Origin of the sequence: Bacillus sp. ISL-18, from assembly GCF_018613415.1 — a bacterium.
Lineage (GTDB): Bacteria > Bacillota > Bacilli > Bacillales > Cytobacillaceae > Neobacillus.
The window spans coordinates 296461-315456 of sequence record NZ_JAGGQG010000014.1; the positions used below are offsets into that span (position 1 = coordinate 296461).

An 18996-nucleotide genomic window follows, 5' to 3' on the forward strand; every position below is an offset into this window, starting at 1 on the left:
TCATCACCTCTCTACAAACAGTGGAGCAATTACTGAAACAGAGGCTGCTTCGATTTGGACTGGCAGTCAAAAAAATACAAGATTGAGGAGATAAGAAGTGAAGAAAACATTGAAAAAGATTTCCAAAGTAATTTTACCAACCGTTTTAGGATTATTTTCATTCGCAAGCGTTGCAAGTGCACATGTAACCGTCGTTCCGAACACATCGACAACGGGAGCTTGGGAAACCTATACGGTAAAAGTTCCAGTCGAAAAAGAAGTAGCAACCACGAAAGTTACCTTAAAAGCACCTGCTGGGGTAGAAATTATGTCGTATCAACCCGTCCCTGGCTGGAACTATACGGCTGATAAGGAAGCAAGTGGCAAGGTAAAATCGATTACATTTGAAGCGACAGGAGCAGGAATTTTACCTGGTCAATTCCAACAGTTTACCTTTGTCGCTAAAAACCCTGATCAAGCGACCGAGATTGCCTGGGATGCTTATCAGTATTATAAAGACGGCAGTATTGTTGAATGGACAGGAGACGAATCAGCCAAAACACCCCATGCAATCACAGAAATTATCGCAGGAACTGCCACAGATGATCATCATGATGATCAAGCTGCAACAAAAGAGACTAGTAAAAAGGAAGTAGCGAAAGCAGCTGATACTGCGAAATCTAATTCCCTTCCTCTTATCCTATCGATTTTGTCTGTTATCCTTTCACTAGTGGCACTTGTCGGTGCTTTCCGTAAAAAATAATGAAACCAAAAAGACCTGTTTTTTCGTGAACAGGTCTTTTTTTCGTTTAATCTTGTTTTGGAGTATGGAAATAAAGGCCTATTCAATTTTAATGCCTACATCAAATACATAGGGCTGCTGTGGAGCAGTAATTTTTGAAAGCTGGTCAATTTTTAATACGGGAATGGTCTCCCCATTGAATTGTGTTTTCTCAATTTTCCCTGTTACTTGAACCCATTTATCCTTCGGCAATGTGGCTACCTCTCCTTTTGCCATCATTCCATATACCGAGGCATCGGCAACACAACATGTGATTCCAAAGCGAGCCACAATAATCTGGTTTTGCATAAATTCTTTTTCCCGATAGACAAATCCTTTTGTGGTTACCGTTTTTCCAATCATGGCATTTAAATTATCTTGAATAATGTTCATGATGTTTACGTATTGGTTATCGTCAATAGTAATACGATCAGCCTTTACAAGTTTATTCTTCAATTCATTATATTCTGTTTGAGTTAAAGGCTCAGGCTGGTTATCAAGTACACTTTGCGTGTTCGTGGATGGATTCGATTTGTTGGTAGTAGGTTTTGATGGTAAATTCGAACTGTTATTTTGTTTAGGGGGTTGAGAGCTGGCTCCCAATTTAATCGTTCTGTTCATTGCAACCGAGCTGCCCAGCACATTGTTTGAAAAAAGAAAGCCAGTGGTTATAGGAATAATAAACAATAAATAAAGAAACACACTTTTCCCGAAAGAGGAAGGATAAGTATGATCCCCGTCACAATCACATTGATACGAATGATCCTTCCCTGATGTTCCTCTTATAATGAGAAGAACGCCAAGAATCAGACAAATAAAGAGAGTAAAGTAAATAAATCGAATCATTTTTGGTGCAATTAATAGGGAAATATTATTCGTTAGCAGTAATTTAAATAACAGCAGCATAAATCCTATTAAAATAATTCCCCTGATAAGATGATGAAAAGAAACATCTTGGACTTTATTTGGCCTCATCTTTCGACACCCCTATTTAAAAAAAATTAGCTGAAAAACATAAACGGAAAAGTAGACGACAAGAGGAGTTACCACTAGTAGATAGAGGACAAACTTTTTCTTAAAATAACCGAATAACATTAAAGTGTTTTTTATATCAATCATAGGACCGAAGACGAGAAAGGCTAGGATGGAGCCTTCTGTAAAAGTGGAACCAAATGACGAGGCGAGAAAGGCATCGGCTGAAGAACATACCGAAAGGACGTATCCTAGTCCCATCATAGCCATTGGTGCAAAGGTGGTGCTTGTCCCTATTGATAAGAGAACATTGCGGTCTAAGAAGGCTTGAAATAAACTGGCAAGAAATGCACCTATAAATAAATACTTTCCTGTATCAAATAATTCATCACTAGCATGATAGAGGGTTTCTAATAGTTTATTTCCTCGATGGTGGTTGTGGAGGTGGTGACCTTCCTGCTGTACTTTTAGAATATTTTCACCTTTAAAACGTCTGTAAATGATTAATCCAATAATGACGGAACTTATAAATCCTATAAACATCCGTGCATTGGCTACATAAGGCGTGCTTTTGAATGCAAAATAAGTAGACGCATAAACGACAGGGTTTAAGATGGGAGCACTGAGCATAAATACAACACTTACATGGGAAGGCATGCCTTTTTTTATTAACCTGCGAACAACAGGAACAATGGCACACTCACATATCGGAAAGATGATTCCTAGTAATGCAGCTGGTATAAGGGCTAAATAGGCATTACGGGGCAAAACTCTTCGGATGACATTTTCGGACACAAATGATTGGATAATGGCTGATACAAATACACCCAGTAAAATAAAGGGAATGGCTTCTAAAATAATACTAAGAAAAATGGTATTTACATTAAAAAATATGCTAGGGATTCTAGTAAACAAAGAGATGTTTTTTAGCTCCTCCGAAAAGAGAAATAGAAACAGGAATAAACAAAATAATAGTAAAGCCAGGCTATCTTTTACCATCTTATGAAAAAAGGTCACAACATTCTACCTCCTCAAATCTATCAATCCTATCATATGGATATGCACGTCTAGTTCATTCCTTTCATTAAAATTTGATGATTGACATAAATAAATAATCGTTATAAGATGTAATTCGTAATAGTTACGATTTGTGTATCGCTATTAATCATCCATTATATAAAATAATTATTCGCTTTAAATCGTAATAATTCCTAATTATAAAATAACTTGGAGGTAAATGAACGTGAAAAGACTATTAGTCCCACTAATTATTTTTCTATTAATGGTAAGTGGCTGCTCAAACATAGCTTCAACCAAAAGTGAAAAAACAAGTGATGGATCTAAAAAACTGCAGATTGTCACGACTTTTTATCCAATGTACTATTTTGCCAAAAAGGTGGCGGGCGACGCAGCAAACGTGGAATTATTAATACCAAATGGTGTAGAACCACATGATTGGGAACCGACAGCAAAGGATATGGCAAAAATTCAAGACGCTGATGTTTTTATATACAATAGCCGATACTTTGAACTTTGGACTGAAAAAGTATTAAAAAGTATTAATGATTCCAACTTAAAGGTGGTCGAAGCTTCCAATGGGATTAAATTGATGAATGCACTAGAATCAGAGGAAGGGAAGGAGCATACGACTGCTAAAGATCCACACGTCTGGCTTTCTCCGGTTTTAGCTCAGCAAGAAGTGAACACGATTGCTAAAGCTATAGAACAGGCAGATTCTCGTCATAAAGATCAGTATCAAAAAAATGCAACAGCATTAAATTCAGAGTTAGCGGATTTGGACCGCTTATATAAACAGACGATTGATAAAGCCACGAAAAAAGAATTTGTTACACAACATGCTGCATTTGGATACTTGGCAAAACAATATGGACTAACTCAAACTCCGATTGCAGGATTATCACCCGACGTTGAACCAACATTAGGGAAATTAGCGGAATTAACCGAACTAACAAAAAAGAAAAATACAAAGGTTGTTTATTTTGAGGAAATGGCCTCTTCAAAAGTGGCGGAAACGTTAGCGAAAGAAATAGGGGCTAAAACGGAAGTATTAAATCCACTAGAAGGATTAACGAAAGAGGAGCAACAACAAGGATTAGACTTTATAGGTGTGATGAAAAAAAATCTGGATGCATTGAAATTATCGATTTTTTAATATAGAAAAAGAAGACCTCTAAAATACGCATGGTATTTAAGAGGTCTTCTTTTTATTAACTAATCGCATGTAGCAGAAAATTAGTAAAGAACAACAGTGATATAATCACGCTTGAAACCGTAATCTGTTTTGATTTATTGGAAAAAACTTTTACAAGCGGATAAGCGATAAATCCGAAAGCAATTCCATCGACGATACTATAGGTTAATGGAATCATGATGATCACCAGAAAGGCCGGAAATGCTTCAGTAAAATCAGTGAAATCGATATTTACCACATTTTTCATCATCAATCCCCCGATAATGATCAGAATCGGAGTGATCGCGGCATCTGGAACTAGTTTAATAAACGGCATGAAAAATAGCGATACCAAAAGGAGTGAACCTGTTACAACAGAGGTTAAACCGGTTCTGCCACCCGTCGTAATACCCGCCGCTGTTTCAACCGTCGAAACAGCAGGACTTGTGCCTAATAACCCGCAGACAATGGTCGAAATAGAGATTGCCTTTAATGACTTTTCGTTCTTTTCAGGTGCCTGAAGCATCCCATTCACTTGAGAATGGACCAGTCCAATATTTTCAAAGACGAGCACTAACACCAATGAGAAGACAGCCGACCAAAAAGGAAGGAAAGACCACTTGCCGAAATGACTGCTTAGGAAAACATCCTTATAGCTGTCAAAGGAAATAAAGCTAGTGTCCATCCCATTCATTGGAACAAGTCCAAAGAAATAGGAAACCATCGTACCAAGGATAATGGTGATTAAAAAATTGCCTGGAACTTTCTTTAAGAACAGAAATAGGGCAATGATCAGATTAATGATCGAAGCCAGCACCACAGGCGAAGATAACTCACCAAGCGACACAAAATTGGTCGGGCTCCCGGCTACAATTCCACTCTTTTGCAGACCAATAAAGGCAATAAACAGGCCGATTCCAACAGAAATCGATTCTTTTAAGGAATCTGGAATAGCGCTTGTTACGATGTTGCGTAAGTTGGTAAAGGCAACAACTACAAACAAAATTCCAGAAAGAACCACAGCCCCTAAAGCCTCCCGATAATCCAGCCCTAACGAACCGACAATCGTGAACGTAAATAAGGCATTAATCCCCATCCCTGGAACAATAATCAACGGTACATTGGCGATAAAAGCAACCAATAAACAGCCAACAAACGAAGAAAGGACGGTGGCAATGATACCAGCCTCCAAAGGGATTCCGGCATCTTCCAAAATCTTTGCGTTAACGGCCAGGATATAGACAATGGAAAAAAACGACGTTAACCCTGCAATAACCTCCTTTCGAATAGTTGTTTCATGCTGCTTAAGCTTAAATACTCCCTTCATAATAGTAATCACACTTTCGCGATTTCCCTCTCCCACCCGCATAAAGTTCATTTAGTTATATAACTTATGCCGAGGGATATTATAACACAGATTGGCCAAGGATAGAGGACCAAACACATAAATAATCCAGCGGTGTGGGAAATGGTGACAGGCAGCATTTCTCACACCGCTGGATTGGTTTGGATTTAAACGAAGGTAGCTTTCTAATATTTACCTTTTAAGTGAACCGGGATAAGACCTGCTGTCCACAGCAGGTCTTATTTCGGCGGTTCATCCCTGATTAAAACATCGCTGCCCAAGTTTTCGGGCCGACAATCCCATCTACTCCTAAACCATGGCTTTTTTGGAATGCTTTCACAGCCGCTTCGGTTTTGGGTCCAAAAATACCATCGGCGGCAACGCCCACTCTTGCTTGGATTAGTTTTATATTGTTTGTATCCGTGGAGCCCCTTTTGATCAGGTGACCAGGATAAGGACGATTTGATGTATTGACCACTGCTTCCAGTTTTGCTTTTGTCTTCGGTCCAACGATTCCATCGACAGCAAGCCCGTGCTTTGCTTGAAAAGACCGGACAGCCGCTTCGGTTTCTTTGCCAAAATCACCATCTGCTCCATATTTCGGGAGCCTTTCCCCAGCTTTCATGAGATACTGCTGCAGCTTTTTGACATCTGGCCCATTATCGCCTAATTGTAACAAATGGGGACTTGATGTGGAGGAGGATGGTTGGTTCGTATGTGCTGCTGCAACCAAGGTAGGGTGTAGGGAATCGTAATTGATGGCTTGACGAACAAATTCATCTCGATTGATGGATGTTCCAGGGCAAGTTTTACTTGCATGTTCGCGGTGGAACATGATTTGCGCCCCGCAGGCCGTTACAAGATAATGCTGCAGCTTTAACATTGAATTCAACTGGGCGCCTTCTAACACATCATGACCAATGTCAAAGTTTCCTAACATCTCGGTCATAAAGGCGCCTTCGTTGTAGCCGGCGATTCCTGCGGGTGTTTCATTAAAAGGCCTTCCGGTGACAAATAAACCATCTGGCATGAGGGTGACATGTTGTCCGATGTCATCCCAACCACGCGTGTTCACATGGTAATTCCGCATGGCCTGTTGTAGTTGGAGATGGTTCTTGCCGTTAAAATCATTATGACTAGGTTCCCAGGTATGGTGCACTTGCGAATATTTGTATTTCCGGCCATTTAACCTTTGAATCACCTGGTCAGCCGTGAGAATCTCAAATGCCATTCGTTTTTCACTCCTTCGATCAACATATGTTACACTATGCAAATTTGGGTGGGCGGTGCATGACTATTTTGCGTTCACACCGAGAAGCTTTAGATAAATGGGCAAAAAAAAGATCCAGCTGACGGTCAGCTGGACTAAAAATATATGTTTAAAAGGGGGTCATTTATGAAAAAGAGGTAAAATCAATTTCATAGGTTTATCTTACTCTCGATAGATGAACAAACTATGAACAAATCATTAAGGTTATATAAAAATTTTAAAAAGAGGTAGGGTAGGCCGGAAATCTTCATAAAGTAAATAATCTTTTACTAAAATTACTGAACCTTCCTTACCTTTCCTCATGAAAAAAACAATATTGATTCTTCCCATTATATTTTGCCATATACATGGCTTTATCGGCCTGCATTAATAAAGTCTCCGCATTCTCGCTATCTTTCGGATACAGGGACACACCAATACTGGCAGTGACATAGGTTTGAAGCTGCGGGTTCACGCCCTGATTTACAACCTGGTTAATCACTTCATTAATAAGATCGGCAAGGTGTTCAGGGGAATGGAGAATAATAATGAATTCATCTCCCGCAAATCTAGCCACCTCACCCTTTGACCCAACCGTGACTTTAATCTTTTCAGCCACTTCTTTCAAGAAGTGATCACCAACTAAATGTCCATAGGTATCATTGACATTCTTAAAACCATCTAAATCCATAAACAAGATAGCAAGTTCCTGATAGTCATGGGAGCTTAACCTGTTCCGAAAAACATCCATATACCAACGACGGTTATATAATCCTGTTAAAGAATCAATATAAGCAAGGTCGTTAAGTAAATTTTCGTAGCGGTTAGGATGTGTTAATTCCTTTCCAATCGTTAGGATAGCAGGCTTACCTTCATAGATAATAGCAATCCCGGTGGCTTCTACTTTTACAATTCCCCCATCGACTCTTAATAACCGTTCTTCGATATAGCGGATCTCAGGGTCGATTTTCCCGATTCCCGCATCATATGGATTTTGCAATGCCCCCATAATGGCAGACAGCACCTTTTCCCGGTCCTCTGGATGAACCATCTCCAGGATAGGCTTCCCGATTAAGTCCCCGCTTGAAGTGGCTCCTAAAATTTTTTGAGCAGCAATATTGGTATAAACGATGATTCCTTCAATGTGAATGATGATGGCTTCAGGGAAAAACTCAATCAATTGCTGATAGCCATCATTCCCATGAGCAGAAAGTATGTCAAAATGGTTAGCCATGGAGATCTCCTGTACGTATAATTCTTTCTTGTCTATTGTATGGAAAGTATCTAAGATTTGTAAAATGATTTCTGCACTTAAAGGGGAGGGAAAAAATGGGCGTGGAATTAGGAAGTCTGGTAAATTGTTTACCGATGACCGTTTAGCAAGTGGAGGAGGGATGGTTTGAATGGAGAAGGTTTGACCATTTCTACGCCGAAAATAACAGGCGGGGGGATTATCTTATATGCTCAAAAAAAGGTGCCCAAGAACTCGGACACCTTCATGATGCTAACCTAATATTCGTAAAGATTCTTGGACAAAGGCCGGGATATCATCCGGCTGCCTGCTCGTGACCAGCTGATTCTGGCACACAACCACTTCTTTGTCATGCAAATTTCCGCCGGCATTCTTTAAATCCACATGAATCGACTTGTACCCTGTGACATCGCGCCCTTCAAGCGTTTCCGCTGTAATCAGCAGCTGAGGTCCGTGGCAAATGGCGAAAACCGGCTTTTTCGCATCCATAAAGGCTTTCGCAAATTGAACAAACCGCTCGTCGGCCCGGAGAATATCCGGTGAAAATCCGCCTGGGATGAACAGGGCATCGAAGTCCTCAGGAGAGACCTCATCGATACTCTGATCAATGACCACTTCACTCTCACCCTGTTTTCCTTTTACCGTTTTGCCCTTTTCCATTTCGATGGGGGTGACCTCATGGCCTTTTTCCTTGAAGGCCTGTACTGGTTCACTATACTCGGAATCCTCGAAATGATCTGTTACTAACACAGCAATTTTTTTGCTCATAGCAATCAACTCCTCTTCTAAGACTCCATACTAAAGTACCCTTTATCACAGTGGTTGAAACGTTAGAAGGTGTCCCAAAAGTTTTAGGGGCACCTTCTTTTTTATACATTAAACTAGTCTGTTGATTTCCGCTCCAGGCGCTTCGCTTTCCGCGGGCGGTACGGGAAGCCTCCTCGTCGCTTTAGCTCCTGCGGGGTCTCCCCTGTCCCGTACTCCCGCAGGAGTCTTCGCGCCTTCCGCTCCAATCAACAGAGTGTGCCAACCTATACATCAACCAAATTTTGAGTCAGCCTATTGTTTAAATGAAAAATTTAATGCCAATCAAGATTGCTTCTACTACCACTACGGCTAACAAAATGTTCATCTTTTGCGCGCTTTTCTTTTCTATTTTTTTCAAGTCTTCTTTGCCGGCCATCCGGTTGGAGAGGATGTGGAGAATCTCTGTATGATGTTTGCTCATGGATTCGATTTTTTCCCGCAGTAATTCGATTTCCGACTTGTAAGCTTCGAGCTGCTCAAGGTGTTGATGGGTTAAGGTCTCGAGCTGATAGATGACTTTGTTGATGAGTGCTTCTTCGCGAACGACAAGAATGGTATTAATCGACTCGGAATGTTTATGGAACATTTCTTTGTACGATTGCTGAAGCCGCTCCAGGCGGTCCTCCATTTGCTGAATGGCTGTTACGTGGGCAGCTAACTTTTCCTCTGCTTTCGCTAACTCACCTTTCGTAAGGGCAACGTACGCTTCATTTTGCTTCAAAAAATTGCGGTTGTTCTCGGCGGAAACGGTGAGATCACGGGTAAAGGCTGCTATTTCGTTCGAAGCCGTGTCAATCACCGTTACAGCGTTTTCCAAGAGCTCCTTGTTACTGCTCTCTAATAAGTTCATTTTTTCTTTTAAATCACCGTAAAAAATATCTTCGTTCAGCTTCTTTAATTCTTCAACAGCCTTTTCATATTCACTATTGGTCGGGAGTTTTGTGGTAACCATCTATTCATGGCCTCCTTTGGTTAATGATTCAATCATGTTTTCACCGTCTTGCCGCAAAAGCTGCAAATAGTGGGCGGACAGCCAGCGGTCTTCCGTCTGACCATACAGGAAATGCTGCTGCAGCTCTTCCTTATACTCCAGCCAGTACTTAATTAAATAGCCTTGCAATTGAGAGGCTTGGTCACTGAACTGTTCCCACAATTGGCAGGCCTTCAGATAACGGGCTTTCAGCTCCGCTTCTTCCTTTTGATACGTGACTAATTGATTCTCGTGGGAGCGAATCTTGGTCCGGTACTCAAGCTTTACGGCTTCAACCTCTTTTATGGCTTGCTCTTTTTGCCTTGTTAATTCCGTTAAGACTAAAGTTAGTAAATGATTAAAGTTTTGATACATCTCAGTAAGCCATTGATGTGCTTGTTCACGCATAGTGGACAAGGCCTTTTCATAAGTGGTTTTAAACCAGAAGGCATCAATTTTCTGCTCAATTTCAGGTATAGGAGCCAGAAAAGGAAGTTCTAAAGGTTGTCCTAGCTTAATGTTTGCATCACTAGCTTTCTGTTTGATGGTCAAAAGCGAGTTTCCTAACTCTCGTTCAGCCCAATTCTGTAATCTAGACACATCATAATTGATGACACTAGCTTTTTTATTATAGGGAGTATACTCAATAATATCATCCACTAATTCCCAGATGTGGTCAGAATCTGTATTTTTAAGCTCAATCTGTTGTTGGAATTGATCAAAGCGATTGATATCGTTTAATAAGCGTTCTTCCTGTAAGTGGGCGTTTTCTTTTTCATGTTCAAGGATCGATGTTTGTTTGTTGATTAACATTTGATAGGGTTCCAATTGCTTTTCAACGTTTTCTAGTTCTGATTGCCGTTCTTTTTCAACTTCTTGGAAAAAATTCTTGAGGCCGTTGAAGGACACGTCATGGGGAGGTTCCAAGTGTGTTTGCAACATTCTCACAAGACCTTCCACTGAGTGGGCCATTCCCGCTGTATAAGGGGCTTCGCTTTTCCATTCATTAAAGCGAACGGAGAAATCCTTTACCGCCTTCTGCACCCATTCAAATCGTTTTTTATGGAAATCAATAAATGTAGGATTCATTTTTATCGTCCAACTCCTGCATTTCTATCTATCAAAATCAGATTACTAGATTATTTTAACATTTTTAAGGGGAAACAACTGATTATTTCTCAAAGATTCGGAAAATGATTTCTAGCGGGGAAGAGAGGAGAGGGGGGGGCAGCTAATTGAAAAAAGGGGAAGCTAAGCTCCCCCCTTTATGGATCGGTCTTAATCATCATTTCGTTGGTCCGCGCGGGCGTTTCCGCCTTTTTCGCCGATTTCCTGATAAAATTCTTTATCATGGTTCTCGGAAGTGGCTTCTCCGCCTTTTCGACCAATTTCTTGGTAGAATTCTTTGTCATGATTCTCGGAGGTAGCTTCTCCGCCTTTTCGTCCGATTTCTTGATAGAATTCTTTGTCATGGTTCTCGGCGGTAGTTTCTCCGCCTTTTCGACCAATTTCTTGATAGAATTCCTTGTCATGATTCTCGGAAGTGGCTTCTCCGCCTTTCCGCCCGATTTCCTGGTAAAATTCCTTGTCATGGTTACGAGCAGTCGCCTCTCCGCCTTTGCGGCCTGCTTCTTCCAGTGTCATATTTCCTCTGTTTTCATTATCTTTGTTTGCCATAATAAAATCCCTCCTAATAATATTTGCTAATAATATTTGGAATTGCTATTTGACTTACGTCTTTTATGTACCCGTTGTCCTGATTCTCAAACCATTTTTGACAAAAGCGCCCTTTAGAGAAATCCCATTGTCTATTAAAGATAGGATTTCTTGATGTGAATAAAGAATAGTAAGGAAGGGGGAAGAATCATGAAAATTGGCAAGTTTGGAAAAGTAAATAACGTAAGTATTGATACGATTAGGCACTATATGGAATTAGGTTTAATTGTCCCGGAAAAACAAGGCGGGCAATATGACTTTGATGACCGTTGCCAAAGTGATCTAGACCTTATCTTAGAGTTGAAAAAGATTGGCTTTCGTTTAAATGAAATGAAGAAGATTTTTCATTATAAAAACTTTGCTAAACTTACTGATTATGAAGTGGATACGTATTATCAATCTATTTTTTTAAAAAAGGTTCAGGAGTTAGAGCAAGAAATAAAAATGCTGGAGGAAGCTAGAGACAGCCTAAAAGGGAAATTGGATCAATTAGCTGCGCATCCCCAAGGGCAAGGCGGTGTGCTGGGGATCAATTTAACCGTACTAGATCTGCTGAGGTGTGTAAAATGCCATGGACAGCTGACTCTTCAGGAGGGAATGATTACTAGAAATCAGATCATCGAAGGGAAACTATCCTGTGAGTGTGGTGTTGATTATCCGATTGAGTCAGGCGTTTTAAACGTTGGAAAACGAATGAAGCCCATTCCTCCGCCGATAAATAATATTCCGGAATATATTCAGGAAACGGATTCCGTTTATTTGGCAAATTTCAATAAAGGATTGCATTGGTCAAAAAGGAAGCTGGGTCAAGTGAATTTGTCTAAAAAGGTAATTCTTGAATTAGGGTCTGGATCAGGTTTTTTTCTTCGAAATATTTATCAAGATTTACCAGAGGATGGTCTTTATATCGCGGTTGATCACAACTTCGACCGGCATTTATTTTTAAAAAAATTTCTGGAGAAGACCGGTTTGAAACGAAACATTCTGTTTATTTGCGCTGACTTTCTAGAACTGCCGCTGCCAAGTCATTCCATTGATATCATTGTTGATAATACCGGTACAAGTAATTATAGCTTTGAGCATGAAACGTTTCTGCTGCATGAAGTTGATTCGCTTAGTAAACCGGACGGTTATTTATTAGGGTCCTACTTAGTATTTAAAAATTTCAGTCCTAACAGTAAAATTGAAGCAAAATACCGAGATAACTTTACACTCGATACGATTCGGAAAAACATCGGCCAGTTACTGTATAAGGCGATGGATGAAAGGATTTCTGAACCGGTTGATAAAGGCGGAAAGTTCGAGGATTTTTTTGTCCCGGGAGAAGAGATTTACTCCTATTCATTTTGGGGGAAAAGGTAGGGTGAACCCTACCTTTTTCATTTTTTTATGTAAGAAATGATGAAAATAGGTTCTTGATGTAGCGTTCACCCGACCCTTTACACTTGATGTAAGAAGTTCAGAGGGGTGGACGTTTATGAGTATAGCAGCTATAAATGCAAGCGAGGAAAAAAGGGATGGTGAAAGAAAAAACCTTCTTCTTTATGCGGCGGGAAAGACGATATCCGTATTTGGCACGGCCATTTACCAATTTGCGATGGGTCTATATGTTTTAAAGTTGACGGGCTCAGCGTTAAGCTTCGCGGCCACTCTAATTTTGGGAATTCTCCCAATGGTGATCATCAATCCGTTTGCTGGCGTCATTGCCGATAAATTCGATAAAAAGAGATTAGTGGTATCCATGGATCTGTTAAACGGGATGCTGTTAGTTTTCGTTTATGTGTTCAGCCATATTTTTGGATTAACGCTGGTGATTATTTATGCAGCTACTCTCCTGATGACAGTGTTTAGTACCTTCTTTGGGGTGGGGATGGAGTCGGCCAAACCGAACATCGTAACGGAAAAAAGGTTAATGAACCTTAATTCGATCGGAAAAGTGATTGATTCAGTTTCTTCAATCATGGGACCGATGTTAGGGGGAATGGTATTTGCATTTGTTGATATTCGAGCGTTTATTCTCATTAATGGGATTTCCTTTCTCCTTTCCGGTGTTTCGATCCTGTTGATTAGGTTTACGTCCTGCCAGGAATCGAAAAGTGCTGGCCAGTTAAAAGGGAAGATCGTTTTTACGGAGGAAATCAAGGATGGATTCCACTATTTAATTGGGAGAAGGAAAATCCTGAATTTATTTATTTTGTTAATTTCTTTGAATTTTTTTCTCGGTTTTGCTGTAATGGTTCCCATCCCCTATATAATGAATACCATTTTCCGTATTGGTGCCAAGGAGTTTGGAATCATCGAAGGCGCATTTCCAGTCGGGATGATTTTAGGAGCGCTGCTGGTAAAAAAAATCATTAAAAGGATTGCCTATTCCAGTTTGCTTCGATATTTAAGTGTAGCTTTGTCTCTACTCATGGTCATTTCAGGGATTCCGCTTATGGTGGAAGGACTCAATGATTTTTGGATTGTTAGCTTTTATAGTCTGATTATGTTTCTCTTTGGGGGTGTCGTGGCACTAATTGATATTCCATTTTCCTACATTATGCAAATAGAGATTCTTGATGAATACAGGGGCAGGGTACTGAGTATCGGTATTAGTATTGGCAAGGTGCTCCTGCCTGTTGCTATGGTATCTTCAGGGTTTCTTTTGAGTCATATTCCAAGTTATCTTGTTCCTACATTAGGCGGAGGGCTGTTCTTTCTTTGTTCTGTTAAAAATACGGCAAAGAGGAGGATACGGTTGGAAGAGGTTAAGGAAATAGAATAGTATTATAGAATATACTCCTGAATCTGCACGAATGGGGAGGGGATTCGGACACTATCAGTTGAAAATCTGCAGGCCCTGTCCCAATGAAGCGGGATTCAGACACCAGTGTTTTGAATCCCTGCTGTCTTGCTCGAAAAGCTTAAGATAGAAATAAATAGAATTACTTATAGAGAAGGGGGCTGGAATCATGATCCAAAAAAAAACATTACATATTCTCAATGGCCAAGCCATGTACAATTTTTATAAAGAGACAGATTTTCTGAAAGGGGAATTAATGGTCCCGTTTAACGAAGCGATGTGTTATGGAAGTACATGTAAGGATTTATTCTCACCAGAATTCATTGATATACGTGCAAAGGTTCATCATGTAACACGAGAACAATACACGGAGCACACTATACTGCCATTGTATCCTCTAATAAATAAAGAATTTACGGATATCGTTTTATGGTTTGATGCGGATATGTTTTGCCAAATTAACCTTCTGACCGTTCTTGCTTGGTTAGACAAGGCAGGGCATGAAAAGGCTATTGATATTAATATAGTCGGTGACCAGTTTGAACCTGTTAAACACTTTAGAGTAGCGGCCAAGGGCTATCTGGCTATGTACGAACAAGTTTTGATTCATAAACGCTTACCTGACCAGGTGGAGCCAGATCCTTTAAAAAAGGGGATTGGGCTATATTTAAACTATCTTAATCATGACAGTGACTTGATGGTTTATATACAAGCGCATCAAGATATGCCAGAAAATGAACTTGTTTTAGCGCTCATCAACCAATTTTCCGGAGATTATGGTTTAGGTGATACACAATACTTAGAGATTATAAAAACCCAGCGTCAAACAAAATAAATATCTATTAAATAGAAAATTTAAATTGAATAGTTAGAATACTTCACTTAAGATATTTAATAGAAATAGAAAATAATGTAAGTGGGGTATTTATGATGAAAAAGTTTTTTAAAGTTGGAATTCCGGTTGCTTTATTATTAGGTTTTACATTAGGTTCGGCAGGGGAGTCAGAGGCTGCAACAAAGATTGTGGTTTTCAAAAATTGTACAGAGTTGAATAAGGTTTACAAAGGTGGAGTAGCCCGTTCAGCCTCCGTAAAAAACAAAGGTGGCAAGACGTATTTCAAACCCTTTGCTTCACAAGCTCTTTATGATGCAAATAAAAAGAGCGACAGAGATAAAGATTTAATCGCCTGTGAGCGATAGGGAAAAGGGAAGATTCTAAAACAATAGAATCTTCCCTTTTCTACTTCTTTGGTGTTGCAAATGGTGCCTGTTACCGTTCCTCATCTTATCACAGTACTAATCTTGCCCTCGCCGGCACCCTGCGGCCTCACCCCAAGTAGACAAGGTCCTTCAGTTCATCGGTTGACAGCTCTGTGAGCCAGTTTTCACTGGTGATGATTTGGTCGTTAAGGAATTGCTTCTTCTCGAGCATGGCATCAATCTTCTCTTCGAGTGTCCCGGTACAGATTAACTTATGGACATGGACAAACCTCGATTGGCCAATCCGGTAAGCACGGTCGGTTGCCTGGTTTTCAACTGCCGGATTCCACCAGCGATCATAGTGGATGACATGGTTCGCGGCCGTAAGGTTTAATCCGGTTCCGCCTGCCTTTAACGACAACAGGAACACAGGGAACTCCTGATTTTGAAACCGTTCAATCATGGTATCGCGCTGCGTTTTCGGGACACTTCCGTTCAGGAACGGCACCTCGATACCAAACTTTTTCTTCAGGGTACTGCGAATCATTTCGCCCATTTCAATATACTGGGTGAAAATCAAGCAGCTCTCGCCTTGATCCAAGACCGCATCAACGAGTTCAACCAACTTTTCCATCTTATTTGAGCGGTCGAGCAGCTCGCGGCCAACAGCCTGTTCCTTTAAATAGAGAGCAGGGTGGTTGCATAGCTGCTTCAAACGAGTCAGCATCTGTAAGATTAACCCTTTCCGTTCAAAGCCGGACAACTTTTCAATCTCCGCAAACGTATCGTGAATCAGCTGTTCATACAGTGATGCCTGCTCTGCGGTGAGCGGGCAGTACTCCTTCTGTTCCAGCTTATCAGGGAGATTAAGGGCAACTTCTTCATCTTTTTTCGTCCGGCGCAACAGGAATGGACGAATCAATGATTGAAGCTGTTGGACTTTTTCTTTCTTTTCATCCTTTTCAATCGGGATGACGAACTTCTTCTGGAACTGCCCCAAGCTGCCAAGATAGCCGTGATTAGTGAAATCAAAGATGGACCATAACTCGGAAAGGCGGTTTTCCATCGGAGTTCCGGTCAAGGCAATATGGTGATGGCCGCGCAGTCGCCGTACGGCCTTCGATTGTTTTGTTTGAGCATTCTTAATGTTTTGCGCCTCATCAATCGCAATGGAACTCCACACCATCGACTCAAACTCTTCCGAATCAAGATGACTCAATCCATAGGAAGTCAACACGACATCAGCATCTTGGACCCGTTCCGAAAAGCCTTCTTCTTTCAGACGGTTCGAACCATAATGAAGATATACGTTCATCTCGGGAGCAAACCGCTCTAATTCCTTCTGCCAGTTCCCCAACACAGACGTTGGACAAATAATCAGCGCCGCTTTCGTAGGAACCTTCACTTTAGGGGCAGAGTCTGTATCACCAGCCGTTTTCTTTTGCTTTGTAGTACTAACGGTGTCAGGCACCTTTTCTAATGTATCCTCGTTTTTCACCTTCAATAGGTAGGAGATAAGCTGGACTGTTTTGCCGAGGCCCATGTCATCGGCGAGGACGGCGCCGAAGCCGAATTGCCGCAGGAACCAAAGCCAGCTCATGCCGAGCTGCTGGTAGGGACGAAGCTCACCCTTCAACCCTTCAGGTACAGTCTCGAGCGGTATTTCATAGACCTCCGACAGCATTTTGACCATCTGTTTCCATTGGCGGTTCAACTCAATCTGAATCTTCGCAAATGCCTTTGGATTTTCTAATTCTTCTTCCGTATCTGTCGACTCAACCAGTTCCTGCTCGAGCAAATCACGGACATGCAAGCCCTCTTTTTCCGCCCGTTTCATCAAATCCTGAATCTGCCGAATAAACTGCGGGTCGAGCTTCACCCAGCGGCCGCGGATAAACACCAATCGTCGCTTCTCCTCGACAAGCTTCCCAAACTCATCTTCCGACAAATCCACACCGTTCATCGAAAAGCGCCAGTTGAAATCAAGCATTGCCTGCAGTCCCACGAAGGATGGCCGATGGCTGGAAGATCCCTTCAGTGACGCCTTTACCTTCAAGTTGGCATTCTTCATCGCCTGCCACCAGGACGGAAGAAGGATTTCAACATCGAGTGCAACCAAGGTTTCACTTGCGTCGGTTAAAAACATCCAGGCTTCTTCCTCGGTAAGGTGGGTCTTAAAAAAGCCATCCTCCTCTAGCCATGGGATTAACCGGGCCCAGCGAATCCGCTCTTGATCGACTTTATCTAAATAGGGCTGCCACCTCGCAGGAATCTTTCTAACTCCTTCGACATCATAGATTTCATCGGTATTTTTCTTGCTGCGCAAAAATACATCCAGGATCCAAGCACCCTCGCCATCTAGAGGTTCATCAAGCCGGAGCCCAATTGTAAACGGCGTGTCGCTGTCCTTTATGCCAACCCATTCAAGCCAGCTATCTTCATCAAAATAACGGGCGAGCTCAACCCCTGAGATATTTTGTTTTCTTAACAGATCCAGCTTCGGACCGAAAAGCTCCTTCATCGCAGCGTTTCTGGTTAAATAAGCATCGAGAGCTCCATTATATAAATCAGAAATGTAGTCTTTGGTTGTACCGAGATCTCTCTCTCCGCTGACCAATGGTTCGGTCTCTTCCTCGATGGATTGTTCCCAAAAGGAAGAGTCGAATTCGTCCTTGACCCGTTCCGGCAGCTTCCAACGGAAGTCGCCATTCTCCCAAACGGAGAAATCCGGAAGCCAATCCTTTTCGACAATCCCTTCATAAAGGGTCAATGCGGAAGCAAGACAAATCTCAGATTGCTCATTCCAGTCCCAATCAATAAAACGATTGAAAGACTCCTTTGCAAACAAAGAAACAAGCTGCCAGCCGCTCACAATGATCCCTTCGACGTCGTTAACCGTCTCAGTCTCAAGAAGGGTGCCGAAGAAGCTTTCTTCATGGCTGCTAAAAACGAGGTTTTTCCACCTGAACGGATTCATGTAAGAACCTTGTTCGTTCTGGGCCGTCAACAGAAAGCGGCCATCCTCTAATTTAGTTGTCAGTAATTTGATAAACCTAGTTTTAAGCATAGATAATGTACCCCTTTAACTTGGAACCCTTGGTTATATGAAAATATCCATGCATCATGCGTGGACGATCAAAAAATGGCAGTAAAAAGTTCATCTGTAAAAATCCATATTCCTATATTATAACCAAAAATTTGTAGTTAGAGGAGTAAGGAACATGAAGTGTTTATTTTTCATTTAAAAAAAGACTCCTTTTAGGATGTCTTTGATCATTTAGGCTTTTATAGTGTGATCCACCTTTTGGATAGCAAATGTCTAATACTGAGGGGCTTTATAAATGAACAGGGATAGAACCATTAGTAAAATAAGTGAAGATTGGCTGATGCGGCAATCCTTTTTTATCATGTTAAAATGAATGATCACTATATAATACATGTCTAGTAACTATGATCATAAAAACTAACTATTTTTAAAAGAGATAAATTTTTTATAAATAATGGTTGACTTATATATAGAAATCTTGGTATATTAATATGCGTCGCTAAGGCGGCAAGGTTAACTTTAAAAAGTAGTTGACTTTTACAAAGCGAAATTATATAATAGATTTTGTTGTCGCTAATTAAAGCGATGGATTGTTCTTTGAAAACTAAACAAACAAAAACGTCAACAAACAATAATATTAGTTTCTATTATGAAACTAAGCCAACGTAACAAATTGAGCTAAATCAACTTTCTTGGAGAGTTT

Annotated in this window: 16 protein-coding genes; 6 read left to right on the top strand and 10 right to left on the bottom strand. The window is 40.9% G+C overall.

Annotated elements, in window-relative coordinates:
- Nucleotides 1-97 precede the first annotated feature (97 nt).
- A complete protein-coding gene (locus J7E81_RS22085) occupies nt 98-742 on the top strand; it encodes a YcnI family copper-binding membrane protein (RefSeq protein ID WP_374104076.1) in 645 nt (214 codons plus the stop codon).
- 78 nt (nt 743-820) lie between these two features.
- On the opposite strand, the gene J7E81_RS22090 is transcribed toward J7E81_RS22085, so the two are convergent.
- Together J7E81_RS22090 and J7E81_RS22095 are read right to left on the bottom strand one after the other, a co-directional pair.
- The gene (locus J7E81_RS22090; RefSeq protein WP_215045602.1) at nt 821-1735 is read right to left on the bottom strand and encodes a TIGR03943 family putative permease subunit; all 915 of its coding nucleotides are present in this window, start codon (nt 1733-1735) and stop codon (nt 821-823) included.
- Nucleotides 1736-1747: 12 nt separating this feature from the next.
- Nucleotides 1748-2749 carry a permease gene (locus J7E81_RS22095; RefSeq protein ID WP_308162257.1) on the bottom strand — a complete coding sequence of 334 codons (1002 nt, stop codon included), beginning with the start codon at nt 2747-2749 and terminating at the stop codon, nt 1748-1750.
- Between the two features lie 265 nt (nt 2750-3014).
- Between J7E81_RS22095 and J7E81_RS22100 the strand changes: the two genes are divergently transcribed.
- Entirely contained in the window at nt 3015-3905 is an 891-nt protein-coding gene (locus J7E81_RS22100; protein ID WP_251028813.1) for a metal ABC transporter substrate-binding protein, read from the top strand.
- A 55-nt stretch (nt 3906-3960) separates the two neighbouring features.
- Here the strand turns inward: J7E81_RS22100 and J7E81_RS22105 are convergent, their stop codons facing one another.
- The 7 genes from J7E81_RS22105 to gsiB form a co-directional block, all read right to left on the bottom strand.
- Nucleotides 3961-5292 (bottom strand): NCS2 family permease, encoded by a 1332-nt coding sequence (locus J7E81_RS22105; RefSeq protein WP_374104081.1) that lies wholly within the window; start codon nt 5290-5292, stop codon nt 3961-3963.
- 238 nt (nt 5293-5530) lie between these two features.
- A complete protein-coding gene (locus J7E81_RS22110) occupies nt 5531-6499 on the bottom strand; it encodes a peptidoglycan recognition protein family protein (RefSeq protein WP_215045605.1) in 969 nt (322 codons plus the stop codon).
- Between the two features lie 328 nt (nt 6500-6827).
- Nucleotides 6828-7751 (bottom strand): sensor domain-containing diguanylate cyclase, encoded by a 924-nt coding sequence (locus tag J7E81_RS22115; protein WP_215045606.1) that lies wholly within the window; start codon nt 7749-7751, stop codon nt 6828-6830.
- 270 nt (nt 7752-8021) lie between these two features.
- Complete coding sequence (locus J7E81_RS22120) at nt 8022-8537, bottom strand: type 1 glutamine amidotransferase domain-containing protein (protein ID WP_215045607.1); 516 nt, start codon at nt 8535-8537, stop codon at nt 8022-8024.
- Nucleotides 8538-8835: 298 nt separating this feature from the next.
- Nucleotides 8836-9528 carry a hypothetical protein gene (locus tag J7E81_RS22125; protein WP_215045608.1) on the bottom strand — a complete coding sequence of 231 codons (693 nt, stop codon included), beginning with the start codon at nt 9526-9528 and terminating at the stop codon, nt 8836-8838.
- Nucleotides 9529-10635, bottom strand: a complete 1107-nt coding sequence (locus J7E81_RS22130; RefSeq protein ID WP_215045609.1) for a hypothetical protein — start codon at nt 10633-10635, stop codon at nt 9529-9531.
- Nucleotides 10636-10824: 189 nt separating this feature from the next.
- Nucleotides 10825-11190, bottom strand: a complete 366-nt coding sequence (gene gsiB, locus J7E81_RS22135) for a glucose starvation-inducible protein GsiB (RefSeq protein WP_215045631.1) — start codon at nt 11188-11190, stop codon at nt 10825-10827.
- Nucleotides 11191-11412: 222 nt separating this feature from the next.
- Between gsiB and J7E81_RS22140 the strand changes: the two genes are divergently transcribed.
- From J7E81_RS22140 to J7E81_RS22155, 4 genes are all read left to right on the top strand, one after another.
- Entirely contained in the window at nt 11413-12624 is a 1212-nt protein-coding gene (locus tag J7E81_RS22140) for a methyltransferase domain-containing protein (RefSeq protein ID WP_215045610.1), read from the top strand.
- Nucleotides 12625-12739: 115 nt separating this feature from the next.
- Nucleotides 12740-14029, top strand: a complete 1290-nt coding sequence (locus J7E81_RS22145) for an MFS transporter (RefSeq protein ID WP_215045611.1) — start codon at nt 12740-12742, stop codon at nt 14027-14029.
- A 187-nt stretch (nt 14030-14216) separates the two neighbouring features.
- Nucleotides 14217-14882, top strand: a complete 666-nt coding sequence (locus J7E81_RS22150; protein ID WP_215045612.1) for an AraC family transcriptional regulator — start codon at nt 14217-14219, stop codon at nt 14880-14882.
- Between the two features lie 95 nt (nt 14883-14977).
- Entirely contained in the window at nt 14978-15247 is a 270-nt protein-coding gene (locus J7E81_RS22155) for an excalibur calcium-binding domain-containing protein (RefSeq protein ID WP_215045632.1), read from the top strand.
- Nucleotides 15248-15374: 127 nt separating this feature from the next.
- On the opposite strand, the gene J7E81_RS22160 is transcribed toward J7E81_RS22155, so the two are convergent.
- A complete protein-coding gene (locus J7E81_RS22160) occupies nt 15375-18314 on the bottom strand; it encodes a DEAD/DEAH box helicase (RefSeq protein ID WP_215045613.1) in 2940 nt (979 codons plus the stop codon).
- Nucleotides 18315-18996: the final 682 nt, after the last annotated feature.

Coding starts and splice junctions, on each gene's coding strand:
- J7E81_RS22155 (WP_215045632.1), top strand. CDS start 14,978: ATGAAAAAGTTTTTTAAAGTTGGAATTCCGGTTGCTTTATTATTAGGT.
- J7E81_RS22110 (WP_215045605.1), bottom strand. CDS start 6,499: ATGGCATTTGAGATTCTCACGGCTGACCAGGTGATTCAAAGGTTAAAT.
- J7E81_RS22115 (WP_215045606.1), bottom strand. CDS start 7,751: ATGGCTAACCATTTTGACATACTTTCTGCTCATGGGAATGATGGCTAT.
- J7E81_RS22140 (WP_215045610.1), top strand. CDS start 11,413: ATGAAAATTGGCAAGTTTGGAAAAGTAAATAACGTAAGTATTGATACG.
- J7E81_RS22120 (WP_215045607.1), bottom strand. CDS start 8,537: ATGAGCAAAAAAATTGCTGTGTTAGTAACAGATCATTTCGAGGATTCC.
- J7E81_RS22160 (WP_215045613.1), bottom strand. CDS start 18,314: ATGCTTAAAACTAGGTTTATCAAATTACTGACAACTAAATTAGAGGAT.
- J7E81_RS22100 (WP_251028813.1), top strand. CDS start 3,015: ATGGTAAGTGGCTGCTCAAACATAGCTTCAACCAAAAGTGAAAAAACA.
- gsiB (WP_215045631.1), bottom strand. CDS start 11,190: ATGACACTGGAAGAAGCAGGCCGCAAAGGCGGAGAGGCGACTGCTCGT.
- J7E81_RS22090 (WP_215045602.1), bottom strand. CDS start 1,735: ATGAGGCCAAATAAAGTCCAAGATGTTTCTTTTCATCATCTTATCAGG.
- J7E81_RS22150 (WP_215045612.1), top strand. CDS start 14,217: ATGATCCAAAAAAAAACATTACATATTCTCAATGGCCAAGCCATGTAC.
- J7E81_RS22105 (WP_374104081.1), bottom strand. CDS start 5,292: ATGCGGGTGGGAGAGGGAAATCGCGAAAGTGTGATTACTATTATGAAG.
- J7E81_RS22125 (WP_215045608.1), bottom strand. CDS start 9,528: ATGGTTACCACAAAACTCCCGACCAATAGTGAATATGAAAAGGCTGTT.
- J7E81_RS22145 (WP_215045611.1), top strand. CDS start 12,740: ATGAGTATAGCAGCTATAAATGCAAGCGAGGAAAAAAGGGATGGTGAA.
- J7E81_RS22130 (WP_215045609.1), bottom strand. CDS start 10,635: ATGAATCCTACATTTATTGATTTCCATAAAAAACGATTTGAATGGGTG.